At 41.1% G+C, this 17,549-nt stretch carries 17 protein-coding genes and 1 pseudogene; 17 read left to right on the top strand and 1 reads right to left on the bottom strand.

The window, feature by feature from the left end; translation table 11 throughout:
- Nucleotides 1-83: 83 nt before the first annotated feature.
- Entirely contained in the window at nt 84-3,887 is a 3,804-nt protein-coding gene (locus SYJ56_RS21075) for a 1-acyl-sn-glycerol-3-phosphate acyltransferase (RefSeq protein WP_323837631.1), read from the bottom strand.
- A 251-nt stretch (nt 3,888-4,138) separates the two neighbouring features.
- Here SYJ56_RS21075 and flxA point away from each other — a divergent pair, with 251 nt between their 5' ends.
- The 17 genes and pseudogenes from flxA to SYJ56_RS20990 all read left to right on the top strand — a co-directional run.
- A complete protein-coding gene (flxA, locus tag SYJ56_RS21070) occupies nt 4,139-5,683 on the top strand; it encodes a flexirubin biosynthesis tyrosine ammonia-lyase FlxA (RefSeq protein WP_323837629.1) in 1,545 nt (514 codons plus the stop codon).
- Nucleotides 5,684-6,415, top strand: coding sequence for a flexirubin biosynthesis SDR family reductase FlxB (gene flxB, locus SYJ56_RS21065; RefSeq protein WP_323837627.1), 732 nt, complete (start codon nt 5,684-5,686; stop codon nt 6,413-6,415).
- Complete coding sequence (locus SYJ56_RS21060) at nt 6,412-7,626, top strand: beta-ketoacyl-[acyl-carrier-protein] synthase family protein (RefSeq protein WP_323837625.1); 1,215 nt, start codon at nt 6,412-6,414, stop codon at nt 7,624-7,626. Before flxB ends, SYJ56_RS21060 begins: the two co-directional genes overlap by 4 nt.
- Entirely contained in the window at nt 7,623-7,871 is a 249-nt protein-coding gene (locus SYJ56_RS21055; RefSeq protein ID WP_323837623.1) for an acyl carrier protein, read from the top strand. The genes SYJ56_RS21060 and SYJ56_RS21055 overlap by 4 nt, the downstream gene beginning before the upstream one ends.
- Entirely contained in the window at nt 7,871-8,743 is an 873-nt protein-coding gene (locus tag SYJ56_RS21050) for a lysophospholipid acyltransferase family protein (RefSeq protein ID WP_323837621.1), read from the top strand. The genes SYJ56_RS21055 and SYJ56_RS21050 overlap by 1 nt, the downstream gene beginning before the upstream one ends.
- Nucleotides 8,743-9,174, top strand: coding sequence for a hotdog family protein (locus tag SYJ56_RS21045; protein ID WP_323837620.1), 432 nt, complete (start codon nt 8,743-8,745; stop codon nt 9,172-9,174). Before SYJ56_RS21050 ends, SYJ56_RS21045 begins: the two co-directional genes overlap by 1 nt.
- Nucleotides 9,175-9,402: 228 nt before the next feature.
- Nucleotides 9,403-9,828 carry an acyl-CoA thioesterase gene (locus tag SYJ56_RS21040; RefSeq protein ID WP_323837618.1) on the top strand — a complete coding sequence of 142 codons (426 nt, stop codon included), beginning with the start codon at nt 9,403-9,405 and terminating at the stop codon, nt 9,826-9,828.
- Nucleotides 9,813-10,931, top strand: coding sequence for a beta-ketoacyl synthase N-terminal-like domain-containing protein (locus tag SYJ56_RS21035; RefSeq protein WP_323837616.1), 1,119 nt, complete (start codon nt 9,813-9,815; stop codon nt 10,929-10,931). The genes SYJ56_RS21040 and SYJ56_RS21035 overlap by 16 nt, the downstream gene beginning before the upstream one ends.
- Before the next feature lie 3 nt (nt 10,932-10,934).
- Nucleotides 10,935-11,516: a hypothetical protein gene (locus SYJ56_RS21030; RefSeq protein ID WP_323837614.1), complete on the top strand. Its 582-nt coding sequence runs from the start codon at nt 10,935-10,937 to the stop codon at nt 11,514-11,516.
- Between the two features lie 2 nt (nt 11,517-11,518).
- Entirely contained in the window at nt 11,519-11,773 is a 255-nt protein-coding gene (locus SYJ56_RS21025) for a phosphopantetheine-binding protein (RefSeq protein WP_323837612.1), read from the top strand.
- Nucleotides 11,770-12,945, top strand: a complete 1,176-nt coding sequence (locus tag SYJ56_RS21020; protein ID WP_323837610.1) for a beta-ketoacyl-[acyl-carrier-protein] synthase family protein — start codon at nt 11,770-11,772, stop codon at nt 12,943-12,945. Before SYJ56_RS21025 ends, SYJ56_RS21020 begins: the two co-directional genes overlap by 4 nt.
- Nucleotides 12,945-13,859, top strand: a complete 915-nt coding sequence (locus SYJ56_RS21015) for a beta-ketoacyl synthase chain length factor (protein ID WP_323837608.1) — start codon at nt 12,945-12,947, stop codon at nt 13,857-13,859. The genes SYJ56_RS21020 and SYJ56_RS21015 overlap by 1 nt, the downstream gene beginning before the upstream one ends.
- Nucleotides 13,852-14,583 (top strand): polysaccharide deacetylase family protein, encoded by a 732-nt coding sequence (locus SYJ56_RS21010; RefSeq protein ID WP_323837606.1) that lies wholly within the window; start codon nt 13,852-13,854, stop codon nt 14,581-14,583. Before SYJ56_RS21015 ends, SYJ56_RS21010 begins: the two co-directional genes overlap by 8 nt.
- Complete coding sequence (gene lolA2 / locus SYJ56_RS21005) at nt 14,584-15,189, top strand: flexirubin biosynthesis/transport protein LolA2 (protein ID WP_323837605.1); 606 nt, start codon at nt 14,584-14,586, stop codon at nt 15,187-15,189.
- 1 nt (nt 15,190) lies between these two features.
- A complete protein-coding gene (locus SYJ56_RS21000) occupies nt 15,191-15,565 on the top strand; it encodes an ApeI family dehydratase (protein WP_323837603.1) in 375 nt (124 codons plus the stop codon).
- Nucleotides 15,565-16,701 carry a DUF2062 domain-containing protein gene (locus SYJ56_RS20995; protein ID WP_323837601.1) on the top strand — a complete coding sequence of 379 codons (1,137 nt, stop codon included), beginning with the start codon at nt 15,565-15,567 and terminating at the stop codon, nt 16,699-16,701. The genes SYJ56_RS21000 and SYJ56_RS20995 overlap by 1 nt, the downstream gene beginning before the upstream one ends.
- A 628-nt stretch (nt 16,702-17,329) precedes the next feature.
- Nucleotides 17,330-17,549 (top strand): annotated as a pseudogene (locus SYJ56_RS20990) (PadR family transcriptional regulator); the annotation flags it as partial.

Below are 17,549 nucleotides of genomic sequence, written 5' to 3'. Positions count from 1 at the left end.
TTTAGGACTTTCAGCCCTTTCAATAAAAAAATGAAACTGTGGCCTCTGTGATAATCTCCGCGTTCCTTGTGGTTAAATTACTTTCAAGATAATTTCCTGATCGCCATCAAGGTGTTGCTTGAGTCCTTGGACTCTGATAGAATTTTCATTTCCAGGTGATTTTCGGTGGACCAGTTTTCGATAAAGGCTAGGTCGAAAAATGAAAGCTCATCTGTTATTTTGTTGAACTTCACCCATTTGGTGCTCCATTTCTCAGAATTAAGAGTCCACTTGTGTTTATCGGAATCACTGAGTAGGCCGTCTTTAATGATCAGAATACCGTCATTTGTTAAGCTGTTGAGGCACATCTGTAGCACAATGCTTTTTTTCTCTGGACTCAGATAATGCAAAACATCCATCAAAATAATTGCCTCAGACGAAGCGAGCTCTATATCTGAAATGTCAGCTGAAATGAACTCCATGGAGCCATCATTCAGGTAGCAGTTTTCCGCAATGGCAATTTTGTTTTCGTCGTAATCTATCCCGATGATCTTTCTTTCAGAATTCTTCAATTTCAGGAAATAACTCAAAAATCCATTGCCGCAGCCAAGGTCATAGATGCTGTTTTTTTCGATCAGTTCACGGTGAATCAGCTCATAATTATGCTTCTCGTGGCTATATTTTATTTTAAAATACCACTCCAAAATCGGCCCTTTATATAGATATGCATACCTAAGGGGAGCCTCCAAAAAATCGGCATCTTCTCGTTCCAAGATGAATTGAGCATGTTCCTCCTTGAAATATTTCGTGATGTTCTTTGCCCGTTGACTATATCCCTCACCAAAACGCGTGTCCGAATTTGAGATTCTAGAGAGGATTTTCATATTTATGTCACCGCTCTTGACATAATAATCCCCTTTGGGTAAAGTATAATTTAGCCCATGCAGCAGTACCGGTGTAATGTCAATTTGAAGCAATTCGCTCAGGTAAAATGCACCTTTGTGAAATCGAGTCATTTTGCCATCTACAGATCGGTGGCTCTCAGGAAAAACCAATATAGAGTAGCCGTCAGTAACCAAACCTTTCAGCTTTTCCAGGCTGTCCTCAATAGGGAGAAAGGCCGGAATATAATCAGCAAAGCGAATGAATTTGCCAAAAATGGGAGAATTGTACACCCACGGACCAACCAGAAAAGTGATTTTTGGATGCTGCATAGCGATGTACAAAATGTCCAAAAAGGAGCTGTGATTTGCTATGATAACCGAAGGTCTTGAAAAGTCCAGCAACTCAAAATTGTAGTAGCGTTTCTTTAGAAATACCATGAATTTCAAAAGTGACCAGGTGAAAAACTGTATCAGCCGATGTACAAACAGCTTTTTACTCTTCACTTTCCAGAAAGGAATAATCAGCACGATCACTGTCAACAGCGTACTGATCATGCAGCCAAGGAAGAAAAAAGTAAAAGCGAAAACGCTGATAATTAGCTCTAAAATCGTATAAGGTGGATTGCCCTGATCTGTACGTCTTGTAATAAGCATGCGGTACAAAAACGGCTGCACCACAAAGCTCAGGATTACGATAGTACTGATTCCGATCACGCTGATGGCAGCTATAGATCTGATGGCCGGATGCTGGCCAAAAAACAAGACTCCCGTTCCAATAATTGTACTGATAGAGGAAAGCAAGATTCCTGCTTTGTTTGTAGCCAGCCCATTTTTCCCATACTTGTACTTGGTCTGCAATCCGTCGGTGATGAAAATGGCAAAATCATCTCCCAAACCGAAGATGATCGTGGCGATCATAATATTGATGAAGTTGAACTTGATATCGAACAGTGCAGCCAATCCCAAAATCCATAGCCAACTCAATACCATTGGCAGAAAAGAAATCAGTGTCAATTCCAATCTGCCATAGACAAGCAGCATAGTCGCAAATACCAAAACGCTGGCGATGACTAGGAGCAGGTTAAAATCAGCTTTCACGGAATTGACCAGTGATTCTGCAACACTTTCTCCATCTACTATAAATGTTCCCGGCACCGAAGCAATGGTTTCTTTCAGCTGCCCATAGGCATCCTTGTCAAAGACTGCCGTAGTCAGAATATTCGTATTCCGGTCTCGAATAATCAGTTTTTGAAGACTTTCAAACTGTGTGGCAAATTCAAACGAATTGATCTTCGCAGGGGTAGATTGTATACTATTTAGAAAAGGAGAAAAAGCGCGGGAACTGTAGCCCAACGAATCGGAAACTATAGCAAATTGATTGGTAAACTCTTCTCCTTTCTTATTCCAAAAAGAAATCCAAGCTTCTGATTTTTGTAGGATTTCTTTCTCTGGAATGATAAATGAACCAATAGAATTCACCTCCTGATTCGTACCGGAGGAGTTTTGAGTCAGTGTCTCGAAAAGTGCTCTGTTACGCTCAGCTGCTTCTTGATCAGTTTCGCCATACGCTACAATGGTAATTCGCTTTTGGGTATCAGGATCGAGGTTTTGATGTGCTATTTCTTTCTTTTTGAGTTCCTCGGGATAAAAATTAAGTTTGGTTAGATCATTCTCAAATTCTACTTCATTTGCGTGAAAAGCGAGAAATCCTGTTACTAGTAAAATGACTAGTAGTATCCATTTAGGCTGTTTGATCTTTTCTGAGCTAAACTTTTCAATCAGGCTGTCCATTTTTTTGCTGCCGTTTTGCATCGTTTTTTTGCCGAAAAGCTGGATTAAGTGCGGCAAAAGGAACAGGATAAAAATTAGCGTAAACAGTAGGCTCAGACCCGTGAAAACACCAAAATCCCTCAATGCTTCGGAAGTTGCAAACGTCAACGAAAAGAAGGCAATTATCGTCGTAATGCTGCTGACTATCAGTGGTAAAGCAATGCTGTTTCTGGTTTTGAATGCATCTTTGTCCTGACTCAGATGGGAAAAAAAGTGGAAAGAATAATCCACCACTATTCCCATGATCACAGCACTTGCACTCAATGCCAATGCAGAAATTCCTCCTGCAAACAAATAAACCAAGGTGATTGACGCAGCAATTCCAAAAGTACCGGGAAGTATGAAAAATAGAATGGTGGAGAGCTTGCGGTAATAAAAATACAGTAGTCCGACAATGAATAGAAGGGCTAAGTTTACCGTGAGAATAATGTCTTTTTTGATTTGATATGCATTCGCGGATACAATGGTAAACGAACCGAAATAGTCGAGTCGCGCATGCGATGGATTCTGATTCCAAGAATCTCTGAAATCTGCCAGTTGGGTATCAAGAAGCTGTACATTACTTACTTCCTTGGGATCAAAAATAAGTTCTCCATTCACCATGAGTTTTGTGCCATCTGTGGAGATGTACAGACCTTCAGTAGTAAGCATATTTTGGAGAGAAAGACCCTTAGAAAGGTTTTTGTATGCTAACTGGCTCAAATGAAGCGGATCATTTGAAATGGCTTGTGCCATACCAAATCCTTGTGTACTACTTAGCGTTTTTTTGTTTTCCGCTAAGGCGCTTACAAGGTTTTTTCTTTGTGAAATACTATCAAAAACAGCGTAATCGCTTTCCTCCAAAAATAAATAAAGATGATCTTGGACGAAGGAATTGAAAATATCAGGATCTATATCAGATTGATATTGAAGTCCGCCAAGTTGAGAAGCGAAGCTTTCGCTCAAGCTTGTGATCAGAGCATTTCCTGTACTGTCTATTTGGTAATTATCACCTTGTAAATCCCGAATATCCAATGAGAAAAATACTGCACGCTCACCTTTTTCAATCACCGGCTGCAAGGCTTCGAGATCCAAGTTGCCTGGAATAGACTTGTTTAGATTTTCATGAATATCCAGATTCGATGCGCTAAAAGCACCTGCCAAAATCACTAGGATAAAGAGAATTACAGGGAGGTATTTAATCAATTGACGCATAAAAATCCAACTACCAATTCCGTGGTCTCAAAGTGCAATATTACAATCTACCTATGGAAGTTCTTTGCAACTTATTTAAATATTCGTTTAAAATAGGTCTTCAAGCTTATTGGGATTACTAAATGTTCTAGTTTTGTTAAATACAAGATTCGAGTCATATGAAATCGAGCATGACCCTAAGCGTCACACGGAGAGATGATTATTTACCCTGCGAGATTCCATATGGCCATTAAAAAACAAATTATAAACAGATGAAAGAAAATCTGCCGAGTGATTATCTGCAGCTGGAGGATATTAAAAGATTTTTTAGAAATGATAGTACGTATATATTATCTGAAACTCAACTGAAGAGATCAATCCGTTCTTTCGAGTTTTTAAGGGAATTCTCCAAAAATAAAGTGATATATGGGATTAATACGGGCTTTGGACCGATGGCTCAGTACCGTGTAGTCGAAGAAGACCTTAAGGAACTTCAGTATAATTTAATCCGCAGTCACGCCAATGGTACAGGCGATTTTCTTTCCCCTGCAGCCACCAAAATCATTATGATCTGCAGGTTAAATACCTTGGCCCTGGGTTTTTCCGGTACCAGTCCAGAGATTTTGGAGACTTTAGCGAGCTTCATCGGGCAGGAAATATTTCCGCTTATTCCGCAGCATGGTGGAGTCGGAGCAAGCGGTGATTTGGTTCAATTGGCACATTTGACGTTGGGGTTGATAGGAGAGGGAAAGGCATATTACAAAGATGAAATAATGCCTATAGCACAAGCCCTTAAGGTTGCCAATCTCAAGCCGTCTGAGCTGCAGCTCAGGGATGGATTGTCACTTATCAATGGTACTTCCTGTATGAGCGGATTGGCGACAATTAACCTGATTCATACTTCTACACTCTTACATTATAGTATACTGGCTTCCTCAGTGATGAATGAATTGACAGCCTCTTATACAGACTCCTTTAGCGAGGAACTGAACGGCGCAAAACTTCATTCTGGACAGCAATATGTAGCCAGAAAAATGCGGGGTTTTTTGGCTGACGGGAATGTATTGAAAAACAGACATGACCATCTCTTTAATGAGAAGTACATAAACGGTCAGGAGTTTTTCTCCGAAAAAGTTCAGGAATATTACTCCCTTAGATGCGTTCCCCAGATCATCGGGCCGATATACGATACTTTTTTGAATGCTAAGAAAATAGTGGAGGAAGAGATTAATTCGGCAAACGATAATCCAATTGTTTGTGCCGATACTGAGAATGTGTACCATGGTGGTAATTTTCATGGGGATTACATCTCATTCGAGATGGATAAGCTTAAAATAGGCATGACCAAGTTGAGCATGCTCATGGAGAGGCAGATCAATTACTTGATGAATGATCGATTGAATAATAAATTCCCTGCTTTCTTAAATATGGGTAAACTTGGATTCAACTTCGGTTTACAGGGGATGCAGTTCACAGCAGTCAGCACCACAGCTGAAAACCAATCATTGAGTACACCTGTATATATTCACTCCATTCCGAATAATGGAGATAATCAGGATATTGTGAGCATGGGTACCAACTCAGCGCTCATGGCAGAGCGGGTGATAAATAATACCTTTGAAGTATTGTCTGTCCAGTTGGTTGCAATTGCCCAGGCGATAGATATCGATCAGAGCTACGATAGGCTTTCTTCCTCTTCGAAGGGCTTGTATGATTTTGTGAGAGAAGAATTAGAAGTAATAAAAGCAGATAAGCCTAATTATGAAGAATTGGCCAGATTAAAGGCTAAGTTGTTACAAAGTAAAGAAGGAGTATAAATGAGAGATTGTTGTTTGATCACTGGAGCCTCCAGAGGTATCGGGAAAACCATCGCCATCACGCTGGCTCAGGATTATGGATTTCATATTTTGATTAATTACGCCAGCAATGAGGCTGCTGCACTGGAGACTTTAGCAGCTATAGAGGCGAATGGCGGTTCAGGGGAGTTAATGCAGTTCCAAGTGCAGGACTACGAAAAGACCACTGAAGCAATAGAAACCTGGATCAAGTCTAATCCGGAGGATCAGATTAAAGTATTGGTGAACAATGCGGGAATTACCAAAGACAATCTGTTGGTTTTCATGGAAAAAGATGAATTTAACCAAGTGATCGATGTCAATTTACGGGGTACTTATAATGTAACCAAGGCAGTGATCAATCATATGGTGAGAAAGAGATATGGACGCATCATAAATGTTACTTCCCTTGCAGGTGTAAAAGGTGTTCCCGGACAGACAAACTATTCCGCTTCCAAAGGAGGCATGATCGCTTTCACCAAGTCCTTGGCGCAGGAAGTAGCGAAGAGAAAAATAACAGTGAATGCAGTAGCCCCGGGATTTATCAGCACGGATATGACGCAGGATTTACCCGAGGATGAATTGAAAAAACTAATTCCAATGAATAGATTTGGTACACCGGAAGAGGTAGCTGGAACAGTTTCATTTCTTGTTTCCGAAAAAGCCGCCTACATCACCGGTGAAGTAATCAACATAAACGGAGGAATTTCATGAGTAGGGTAGTAATCACAGGCATGGGGATTTATTCCTGTATTGGTAAAAATCTAGAGGAAGTATTGCATTCCCTGCAAAATGGTCTGAGTGGAATTTCCATTGATCCGGCTAGAGAAGAAATGGGCTTTAGATCCAAACTCGCTGGTTTGGTAGAGGAGCCCGATCTAAAGACTATCCTAAACAGAAAACAGCGGAATACCCTTAGTGAAGAAGCCAAATATGCCGTCGTGGCTACAGAGGAGGCTTTGAAAACGGCAGGTTTGGATCTAACGTTTTTTGAGGAGAATGAGGTGGGGGTGATTTATGGAAACGATTCTTCCGCAAAGGCAGTGATAGAGGCTGTAGATACAATCCGTGCAAAGAAGGATACCACGCTGGTAGGATCAGGGTCTATTTTTCAATCGATGAACAGTACTGTCACCATGAATTTGGCGACTATTTACAAGCTGCGGGGAATCAATTATACGGTAAGTGCAGCTTGCGCTTCCGGTTCGCATGCCATAGGCATGGGATATCAATTGATCAAAGCCGGAATACAAGACATGATTATTGTCGGCGGAGCACAAGAGGTGAATCCTTTGGCTTTTGGGAGTTTTGATGGACTTGGCGTATTTTCCACCCGTGAGGATGATCCTAAGGCTTCATGCCGTCCCTTTGATAGAGATAGGGATGGACTGGTGGCAAGTGGGGGAGCCGCCACGCTGATTATTGAAAGCTATGAGTCTGCCAGAGCTCGGGGAGCCACAATTTTAGCAGAATTGGTAGGCTATGGTTTTTCTTCTAATGGAGAGCATATTTCCAACCCCAACATGGACGGGCAGGTAAGATCAATCCGAATGGCGCTGAAGGGAGCAGGTCTGAATCCTGAGGAAATTGACTACGTAAATGCACATGCCACATCCACCCCGGTGGGTGACAGATTTGAAGGAATGGCACTTAAAGAGGTGTTTGGATCAAAAACTCCAATAAGCTCCACTAAGTCCATGACAGGTCATGAATGCTGGATGGCGGGTGCAAGCGAAATCGTCTATTGCTTGCTGATGATGAAGAATAATTTCATTGCGCCGAATATTAATTTCGAAAATCCAGATGAAGTTTCTTTGGAACTTAATATTATTGCACACTCAAAGAAAGCTGAGTTAAAGCATATAGTCTCCAATTCTTTTGGGTTTGGAGGCACTAATTCAACTTTAATTATAAAGAAAGTATGACGAAGGAAATCGTAATAGAGAGGATAAATAACTTCCTTGTGGAAGAATTTGAGGTGGATGAGAGCGTCATTGAACCTAATGCCAGCTTAAAGGACACATTGGAATTGGATAGTTTGGATTATGTGGATTTGGTAGTGGTGATTGAAAATAATTTTGGCTTTAAAGTGACAGGTGAGGATTTTAAGTCTGTTAGTACCTATCAGGATTTTTACAATCTGATTTTTGATAAAGTGAGTGCGAAGTAATGGCCTCATGGACGGGTAGGAGCAGGGGGAATGTACTTGGGTACAAAATAGTAGTGGGTTCTCTCCGCGTTTTTGGCTTGTCCAACACATACATTCTGTTGAGGGTAATTTCTTTTTATTACTACATTTTTGCCCGGGAGCCCAAAAAGCATATTCTTGATTTCTATCAAAATCACATGGGGTTTTCCACTCAGAAGGCGAAAACTTTGTGCAAAGCCAATTTCTTTTTGTTGGCTCAAAGTATCCTGGATAAGATCGCTTTGGCTAGGAATCTCGGCGGGGATATTTTCTACAGGCAAAAGGGTGAAGATCAACTGATCCGTATGGCGAATTCAGGCCAAGGCGGTTTTGTTTTTTCTGCTCATGTGGGAAATTGGGATATTGCCGGCAATCTGCTGCAAAATCTGGATGTACCCCTGAATGTGGTGATGTTCGAAAACGAGGAGGAGAAAATCAACAGCTATTTGGACAGGATAGGGTCAAAGCCCAGCTTTAATATTATTCCGATCAAAGATGACTTGTCTCATTTAGTGAAAATCTACAAACACTACAAGCAAAAGGAACTGATCTGCATCAATGCTGACCGTTTTTTGCCGGGATCGAAAACCATTGCGGCAGATTTTCTAAATTCGAAAGCACATTTCCCAGAAGGATCCTTCTCTATAGTAAGTAAGCTTAAAGCTGAATATACTTTCGTTTTTGCGGTGAAGCACAGTAAATTTGGATACGAGTTTAGCGCAACCAAGCCATGCAAAGCTGATGGTGATATCCATGAAATTGTAAAGAATTATGTGGTTGCCCTAGAGGAAAAAGTGAAGCAATATCCAGAGCAGTGGTTTAACTACTACGATTTTTACCAAGACCCATCTTAATGTTTTCATCTCCAGAATTACGTAAAATCCCCATTGTTTCGTTGATCCCACAACGTACACCTATGGTGATGGTCAGTAGAGTTTTGGCATACTCAAAAGGTAGAATTCAGGCTGAATTTGATATTGAAGCTGAGAATATCTTTGTTAATGGCGATCTTTTTTCTGAATCCGGAATGCTGGAGAATATCGCCCAGACAGCTGCGGCAATGGTGGGACTGGAAGCAAGGGAGATAGGAGAAGAAGTCCCGCTAGGGTTTATTGGTGGAATTAATAAAGTAAAGGTCGCAGGTTTTGCAGCAGTATCGCAGACGATTACTACTCAAGTGGAAATCCTGCAGGAAGTATTTAATATTACGCTGATCAGTGGCAAATGCTTTAACTTGGGCGAGTTGCTGCTGGAATGTGAAATGAAAATTGTTATCAATCCGTGAAATCGAGCATGATCCCGTACCTACTGGAACACACAGCCGGATGATTATATATCCTGCGAGATTCCTCCCGATAGCTATCGGGATGACCATTGAAAAACAGAAATAAACAGATGAAATAGAGCATGACTCGAGCGCCACACGAAAAGATGATTAGAAGACCTGCGAGATTCCATCCCGTATTCTTCGTCACGGGACAGGTAATGGCCTTTGAAAAACAGTTATAATCACATGAAATATATAGAAGACGAAATACTGGTTAACATCCGTTTTTCAGAAGTTGATTCTTTGGGCATAGTATGGCATGGGAATTACCTTAAGTTTTTTGAAGATGGTCGGGAAAGTCTCGGACAGAAGTATGGTATGTCTTACCATGATCTCTATGAAAATAAGCTGATTTTGCCAATAGTCGATACCAGGTTGCAGTTCAAATCGGTACTGAAATTTGGGCATGTGGCCCGGCTTGTCACCCGACTTCAATACAGTCAAGCAGCCAAAGTCATCTACAAATACACGGTTTATAATGAAACTACCGACAAATTGGCTGCGGTGGGAGAAACAATACAAGTCTTCGTAAATGAAGAAATGGAGCTACAGTTGAATACTCCTCCTGTTTTTGAAACTTGGAAGTCCAAACAAGTATGGCTGGAAATCTAAAAGTATTTTTGGGAGCGGAGAATGTGATTTCACCATTGGGCTGGGGTATTCAGGAAGCGTTTTCCAATGCTCAGAATGGTAGAACAGGACTCAGGGAAGTGGAAAAACCATTTCCCGGTATCTCAAAATTGTTTGCTGCAAAATTCGATGATTCTTCCTTCTCTACAGATTCTCCGATAGTGGAATTTGCAGGGGAGAGTTGTCAAGGGAGTTTGGAAGGTTTGCATATCACCCATCAATTGGAAGAGCGCTGGCTGTTTGTGCTGAGTACTACCAAGGGAGATATTACCCATTTAAAAAATGGTGATGTGGAGCGCTCAAATCCTTATTGGTTAATGCAGCAGCTACAGAAGGAACTGCCGTTTTCCTGTGAGGGAAAGGTGGTTTCATGTGCCTGTATTTCGGGATTGTCAGCTTTGATCTATGCAGCGGATAAGATCGCCACTGATCAGGTAGATCATGCGCTTGTTGTCGGTGCAGATTTACTTAGTGAATTTACCGCATTGGGTTTTGAGTCCTTTTTCGCTGTGGACGCAGCTCAATGCAAACCCTTCGACCAACACAGAAATGGATTGAATCTAGGAGAAGCAGCAGCAAGTGTTGTGCTTTCGAAGGATAAAAGTCTCTTCAAATCTGCTCCCTTTCAGTATCTGGGTGGAGCTACAAGCAATGATGCAAATCATATTTCCGGTCCTTCCCGAACTGGAGAAGGGCTTTACAGGGCAGTTTCAAAAGCTCTAAATTACAGCAGTAAACCTGCTAATCAGGTTCAATTTATATCCGCTCACGGAACCGGGACTTTATTCAATGATGAAATGGAAGCCAAAGCTTTCAGCCGACTCGGTTTGGAAAAAACTCCTTTGAATAGTTTGAAAGGTTATTTTGGTCATACTCTGGGAGCGAGTAGTCTGATCGAACTCGCAATGACCATGCGGAGCATGCGAGTGGGCTTACTGCTAAAGACATTTGGATGTGTGAATGCCGGGGCAGAGACTGAACTTAATGTATTGAAGGAAAACCTGGAAATTGACGTGAAGCTGGCGTTGAAAACGGCATCGGGTTTTGGTGGCTGTAATGCGGCAATTTTAATCGAGAAACAGTAGGAAATGGCTATACAAGTAATCTCTTCCTGTAGTATTGAAAATGGCAATGTAGCCGTCAACGGAACAACGGTGTTTTCACTTGAAAATGGAGATTTGTCTGAGTTCCTGAAGGCAGCGTTTAAGAAGCTGGATTCTCCCTATCCTAAGTTTTACAAGATGGACAAGCTATGCCAACTGGCATTTCTGGGAGCTGAGTACTTATCAAAGGAGGTGAAGCTAAGCTTCAGAGATGATGAAGTTGCCATGATTTTTTTCAATGGGCAATCCAGTTTGGATACCGATTCAAAACATCAGCAGCTTATCCATGAAGGGACTAAAGTCAGCCCTGCGATCTTTGTATATACCTTGCCAAACATTATGATGGGTGAAATAGCTATCCGGAATAAATGGTATGGGGAAAATCTACTTATTTTGAAGCCAAGTTTCGATTTTGAAGAATGGGCTATGGAGGCTGATTTGTTGATTTCCTGTGAGAAGGCCGCTTATTGCCTCGGAGGATGGGTAGATGTATTTCAGGAGAATTATCAGCTGCAACTTTACTTGGTAGAAGCTGCGGAAATAAAAATGTCGTTATTAACTATATAAAGATGAGTTTACAGGAAGAAATAAAGAAGTGTCTGATTGAGCAGTTGAGTTTGGAAGATTTGACACCTGAGGATATTAAAGATGATCAGCCACTTTTCGGAGAGGAAGGTATAGGACTGGATTCGATTGATGCACTGGAAATTATTGTAATTCTGGATAATCATTTCGGAGTAGTATTGGAGAATCCGGAGTCGGGAAAGGAAGTTTTTAAGTCGGTGAATACGCTTGTAGATTACATCGTAAAAAACCGATCTTGACAAAGATTAATGTTACCGGTCTAGGAGTAGTGAGTGCTTTGGGTATCAGTTCAAAGCACCACTTCAATCAGCTCAGATCTGGGATAATAGGCATAAGCCATTATCAGCGGGATGGGCAGTATTTTTATGCCGGGAAAGTGCCATTTACTAATCAGCAACTATCAAAATTAGGTGGAGTGCCTTTATCGGACTACACATCAAGATCGGCACTTTTGGGGCTTCTGGCAGCCAATGAAGCTATGGGGAGTACTGTATTTGACTCTGGAATGCCTACTGCATTTATCAATGGCACCACAGTTGGTGGAATGGATCTGAGTGAGCAGTATTTTGAGGCAAAAAGCAAAGGTGAGCAGGGAGATGCAGCTCTTTTTCAAATGCATGACCTAGGTGCCAACTCAACATACATCGCTGAAAATGTAGGTGATTTTGAGTATGTAAATACAATTTCTACTGCATGTTCTTCAGCCGCGAATGCAATCATGCTGGGAGCGCAATTGATCCATACGGGAGAGTTTCACAGGGTATTGGTGGGCGGAACTGATGCGTTGTGCAACTTTACTATCGAAGGATTTAGGTCTTTGATGGTTTATGATACTCATTTGTGCCAACCATTTGATGCAAGTCGGCGTGGGCTGAATCTAGGTGAAGGTGCAGGCTATTTGCTTTTGGAAAGTGACCAGAGTATAAAAGAAAGCGGTAATCGCTGCCTTGCAAAACTCTCAGGCTGGGCAAATCGCAATGATGCATTCCACAACACAGGGACTTCACCTGAAGGAATCGGCGCACAAAAAGCCATGCGTGCAGCATTAGAAATTGCAGGTCTGAAACCTGATCAAATCAGCTACATCAATGCTCATGGTACTGGAACCCAGAATAACGATTCATCGGAATTGGCAGCGATGGAGTCTGTTTTTGGAGATGTTCTTCCCGATTTTAGCTCTACCAAAGGAGCAACTGGCCATACCTTAGCGGCTTCGGGAGCTATAGAAGCCATCTTTGCCGTACAAAGTCTGCTTGAAAACTGCGCTTTTGGAAACTTCAGTATTGTGGAGCCTATGACAGATTCTTCTTCACTTTTACGGAAAGCTGTACCAAAAGACATACACCATGTCATGTCAAATTCCTTCGGATTTGGCGGGAATTCAACCTCTTTGATTTTTTCCAAGAATTGATGCAAAAGCTTTATATCCATCAAGCGGTTTCGATCTCTGCCCAGGGCTTTTGGGAAGGCTTTTGTCTGTCTAACTTGAAGGAGGGTTTATCAGAATTCAAGGCTTTTGACCCTGACTATAAAACAGTGATTCCAGTGATGGCATTACGTAGAATGTCAAAAATCACCAAAATGGCTTTGATGTGTGGTTTGACTATTTCCAAAAAATCGGCCTTGGATTGGGATGCTATTATAGTGGGAACAGGACTTGGTAATCTGGCGGATACAGAGAAGTTTTTGAATCTTATTTCCGGGTCTTCGACAGGTTTGATTTCCCCGACGGCCTTCACTCAGTCAAGCCACAATACGCTTTCTGGACAGATTGCCTTGCAACTGAAAAATCATGGTTATAATATGACGCATGTGCAGCGGAATTTTTCTTTTGAAAATGGCCTGAAAGATGCGGCTCTTCAATCCCATTTTGGAATGAAGAACTTTCTCCTAGGCGCGGCTGATGAGCATATTCCCTTGCTTGATAATTTGGCAAGAGAGGCGGGCTATAAGGAAACGGATATTAAAGGATTTGGGGAAGGAGCATCGTTTTTCCAGCTGAGTGTCGATATTCCTTCTGAGATTTTTGTAAAGGATATTTTGATCAAGATGAAAACCGAAAACCCTACTGGAGAAATTGATTCCTTTTTGTTGAAAAATCAGGTTGATAAGAAATTCTGTTTGCTTCTTACTACAGCCGATTTGATAAGTAACTTCGATATAGCTCAAAGATCTGTGGCAGGATTAGTTGGAAGCTACATGACCAATTCAGGTATAGCGATGCATTTGGGATGTTCGTATTTAGCGGAGAAAGCGTATCGGCATGTCTTGATCTGTACTGATTCAGAAGCTGGTCTAGGCTTAACATTGCTTGGCCATGAGTAAGGTCCAGATAGTTTTGGGAATAGCTGTTCTGTTTGCGGCAGTGATAATAATGACTTCGATTTCTAATTTATATTTGATTGTATTGGCAGTTGGGATATCACTTTTTTTGTTTTCCATGGCTATGCTTATCAAACCACAGTTTTTTGTCAAGTATGTGCTGAAGACGACTGAGGATAATGTTTTGCTTAGTTTTGATGATGGTCCCGATCCTGTGAATACACCATTGGTGTTGAATATTCTGAAAAAGCATAAGGTGACAGCGATGTTTTTTCTGATCGGGAAAAAAGTGAAGGGCAATGAAGCGCTTATTCAAAGAATGCATGCAGAAGGGCATATTCTGGGAAGCCATTCATGCAGTCATGATCCTATGATTGGGCTTTGGAGCAAGCATAAAACTGCATTTGATATTGAAAGCGGACATGAAGCATTACAAACTATAATTCCTAATGCAGGCAACTGGTATAGGCCTCCATTTGGAGTCACCAATCCAAACATTGCTTTTGCACTCAAAAAACAGGGATTGCAAGCGGTAGGATGGACAGTGAGAAGCTTTGATACCGTCAAAAAAGATCCTGAAAAACTCCTTGCGAGTTTGAAGAAAAAAATAAAGGGATCAGATATTGTACTCTTGCATGATACCCAATCACACACAGTTTCGATATTGGAACCTTTGATACTGGAACTGAAAAGAAGAAACTTGACCTTAAAAGCTGAATTGAATTAAATGCGATTTCTACTTAATCTCATATTGTTTATCTCGCTATCTATCCCTGCTTTTGCCCAGAATCAGGATGCAGCTTTTGCCACCAAGCTACAAGAGCACTACAAGACAGTAAACTTTATAACGGCTGATTTTACCCAGCGAAAACAGAGTTTGCTTTTTGATGAGCCACTCGTATCCAGTGGTCTTTTTTACTATGAAAATCCAGACAGAATACGCTGGGAGCAGCGGGAGCCAAGCACTATTTATTTTATTCTGACTAAGGATGAGATAATTCAGTTTGATGGTGAATCTATTAAAAAATCTACAGGCTTGAATATGCAGATGAGTATTTTCAGGCAGTTTATTTTGAGTACCGTGGATGGATCTATTTTGAATGATCCTTCATTTGAAAAGAGATTTCAGAGCAAGAATGGCAAAATGGCCATCACACTATTGCCTGTGGATAAGCGGATGACGAAGCGATTGACGAAGATAGAACTGGTCTTTGATGAGAAAACGCTGCTACTCGATCAACTGAAAATGTTTGAAAACCAGGATGATTCCACGGAAATCAATTTTACGAACCAGAAAATAAATACTGCGATTCCTCCATCAATTTTTCAATAAAATGCAGCAGGTAGCCTTAGATCATACAATTGAAATTACTGTCATTTCCCAAGCAGAAACGGAATCATTGATGGAAGTGAAGGTATTGGGCAATAGCCCTGTTTTCGAAGGGCATTTTCCTGGACACCCAATTTTGCCAGGTGTAATTATGGTGGAGGCGGTCAGATCTTCACTACAAAGACTTTTTGGGAGAGAATTTCATCTTAAGACAGCTCTAAGCATAAAATTTCTTGCAGTTTTGAATCCTGCTGAAAATGAAACTGTGCATCTAAGCATAAAGCACACAGAAGTAGAGGATGGGTTGAAAGTAGAAGCAAATCTTTATTCAGGGGATAAGGTTTTCTTTAAAATGAAAGGTGTTTACTCTCAGGTTTAATGGAAAAGAAAGTTTGCATCATCATCCCAACTTACAACAATGAAGCAACTCTCAGTGAAGTAATATCTGGAGTCTTGTCAATTTGTTATGACTTATTGGTGGTGAATGATGGCTCTACAGATAGCACAGAATCAATCCTAAAAGCTTTCCCTGATTTGGATTATATCAGTTATGAGAATAATCAGGGGAAGGGATATGCACTGAGAAAAGGATTTGAACACGCTTTCGGACAGGGGTTTGATTATGCCATTACCTTGGACTCGGACGGTCAGCATGAGCCTGAAAATATCAAAGATATCCTGGAGCAGATCCATCTTCTAGAGACAGAAACTGTTCTGATGGGCTCCCGCAATATGACCCAAGAATCTGTTCCGAAGAAAAGCAGTTTCGGCAATAACTTCAGTAATTTTTGGTTTTGGGTAGATACTGGTATTAAGCTTTCTGATACACAGACGGGGTTTAGGGCTTATCCATTAGCTGCGGTTGTGGACAAGAGATGGTTTACCAAGAAGTTTGAGTTTGAGATAGAAGTAATTGTTCGGCTGGCATGGGATGGGATTCCCATCAAAGAAGTGCCTATCCATGTAAATTACCCAGAAGATAGGGTCAGTCATTTTCGTCCGTTTACTGATTTCAGTAGGATTTCGGTGTTGAATACGGTGCTGTTTGTATTGGCTTTGGCTTATTATGCGCCCAAGCGCTTATTTTTCTCCAAAGGTGATAGCAATATATTTACTCAGATTAGGAGAGAATTTCAGAGGCATCAGGACGATCCTATGCATATGGCAGGGGCAGTTGGGTTGGGGTTGTTTTTTGGAGTGTTTCCGATTTGGGGATTTCAGATGATTGCGGCATTTTTTGTGGCAAGCTTTCTGAAGCTTAACCGGGTTATAGTCCTTGCCTTTTCGAATATAAGTTTACCACCTTTGATTCCTGTAATAATATTGTCCAGCTACTTTTTTGGAAGTTTTTTTATGAAAGAGAAAGTACTGATTCCTGATTTTTCAGAAATAACCATAGAGACAATTTATCTTCAACTTCATCAGTATTTGGTTGGGGCTGTGATTCTGTCTTGTGTCCTAGGCTTCCTAGGTTTTAGCATTACCTATCTTCTGATGAAAATCAGGGGAAAGTGATCTAATTTGTCCAGAAAGTAAGTTTGGAATTGTTAAATCACATATGATTTAAATAGGAGGATATTGAAACGAGGGGAGTAGTTTTCTTTTCTAGCCCTTGCTGACATATGTTTTATGTAAGTGATCTATTTATCAGTTTCTTGGAGCAAGATCGTGTACTTAAACCCGCATTATGCATTAGCAAATCTACTACGGCTTCAAACCGCCTCAAAATCAGTCGCTATGCTTCACTTTTCGCTCTCACCGCCCCGTATGTACGGGACGACTCGATCTCCAAAGTGACTGATTTTCTTGCAGTTTGAACCCTTCCCGAAAAGAATCGGGACAGGCTGTTACGAATCCTAATGCATAGTCCGGGTTAAAACATGGATATAATTTTTTTTGAAAATCCCAAATCCGATCATTTCTGTCCTTTTACGGACAAGACCAGCTTACAAATCCCTCTCAATAGCTCAAAATAGTCTATAAAAGTCTGGCATAATTATTATTCCTACATTTAGATATTATTCTGTTTGTTATGAAGTCGAGCATGACTCTGAAGTCACACAGAGAGATGATTATCCACGGTGCGAGATTCCACCCCGATTTTCGGGACAGGTAATGACCAATAAAAATCAAATTATAACAGATGAAAGACTATCAATTGGGAGAGTTTGAGGAGATTGTAATCCTCACGATAGGAATCCTGAACAATGCCGCCTATAGTGTGGCGATCAAAGATGAAATTGAATCAAGGCTGAAACGCTCAGTCAGCATGGGGGCACTTCACACTGCATTGAATCGGATGGAGAATAAAGGCTATTTGAAATCGTTTGCCGGTGAATCCACAGAAGAACGGGCAGGGCGTC

Origin of the sequence: Algoriphagus aurantiacus (genome assembly GCF_035156405.1) — a bacterium.
Taxonomy (GTDB): domain Bacteria; phylum Bacteroidota; class Bacteroidia; order Cytophagales; family Cyclobacteriaceae; genus Algoriphagus; species Algoriphagus aurantiacus.
Note: the sequence above shows the minus strand (reverse complement) of the source record. Positions and strands in the feature narration are given on the sequence as shown.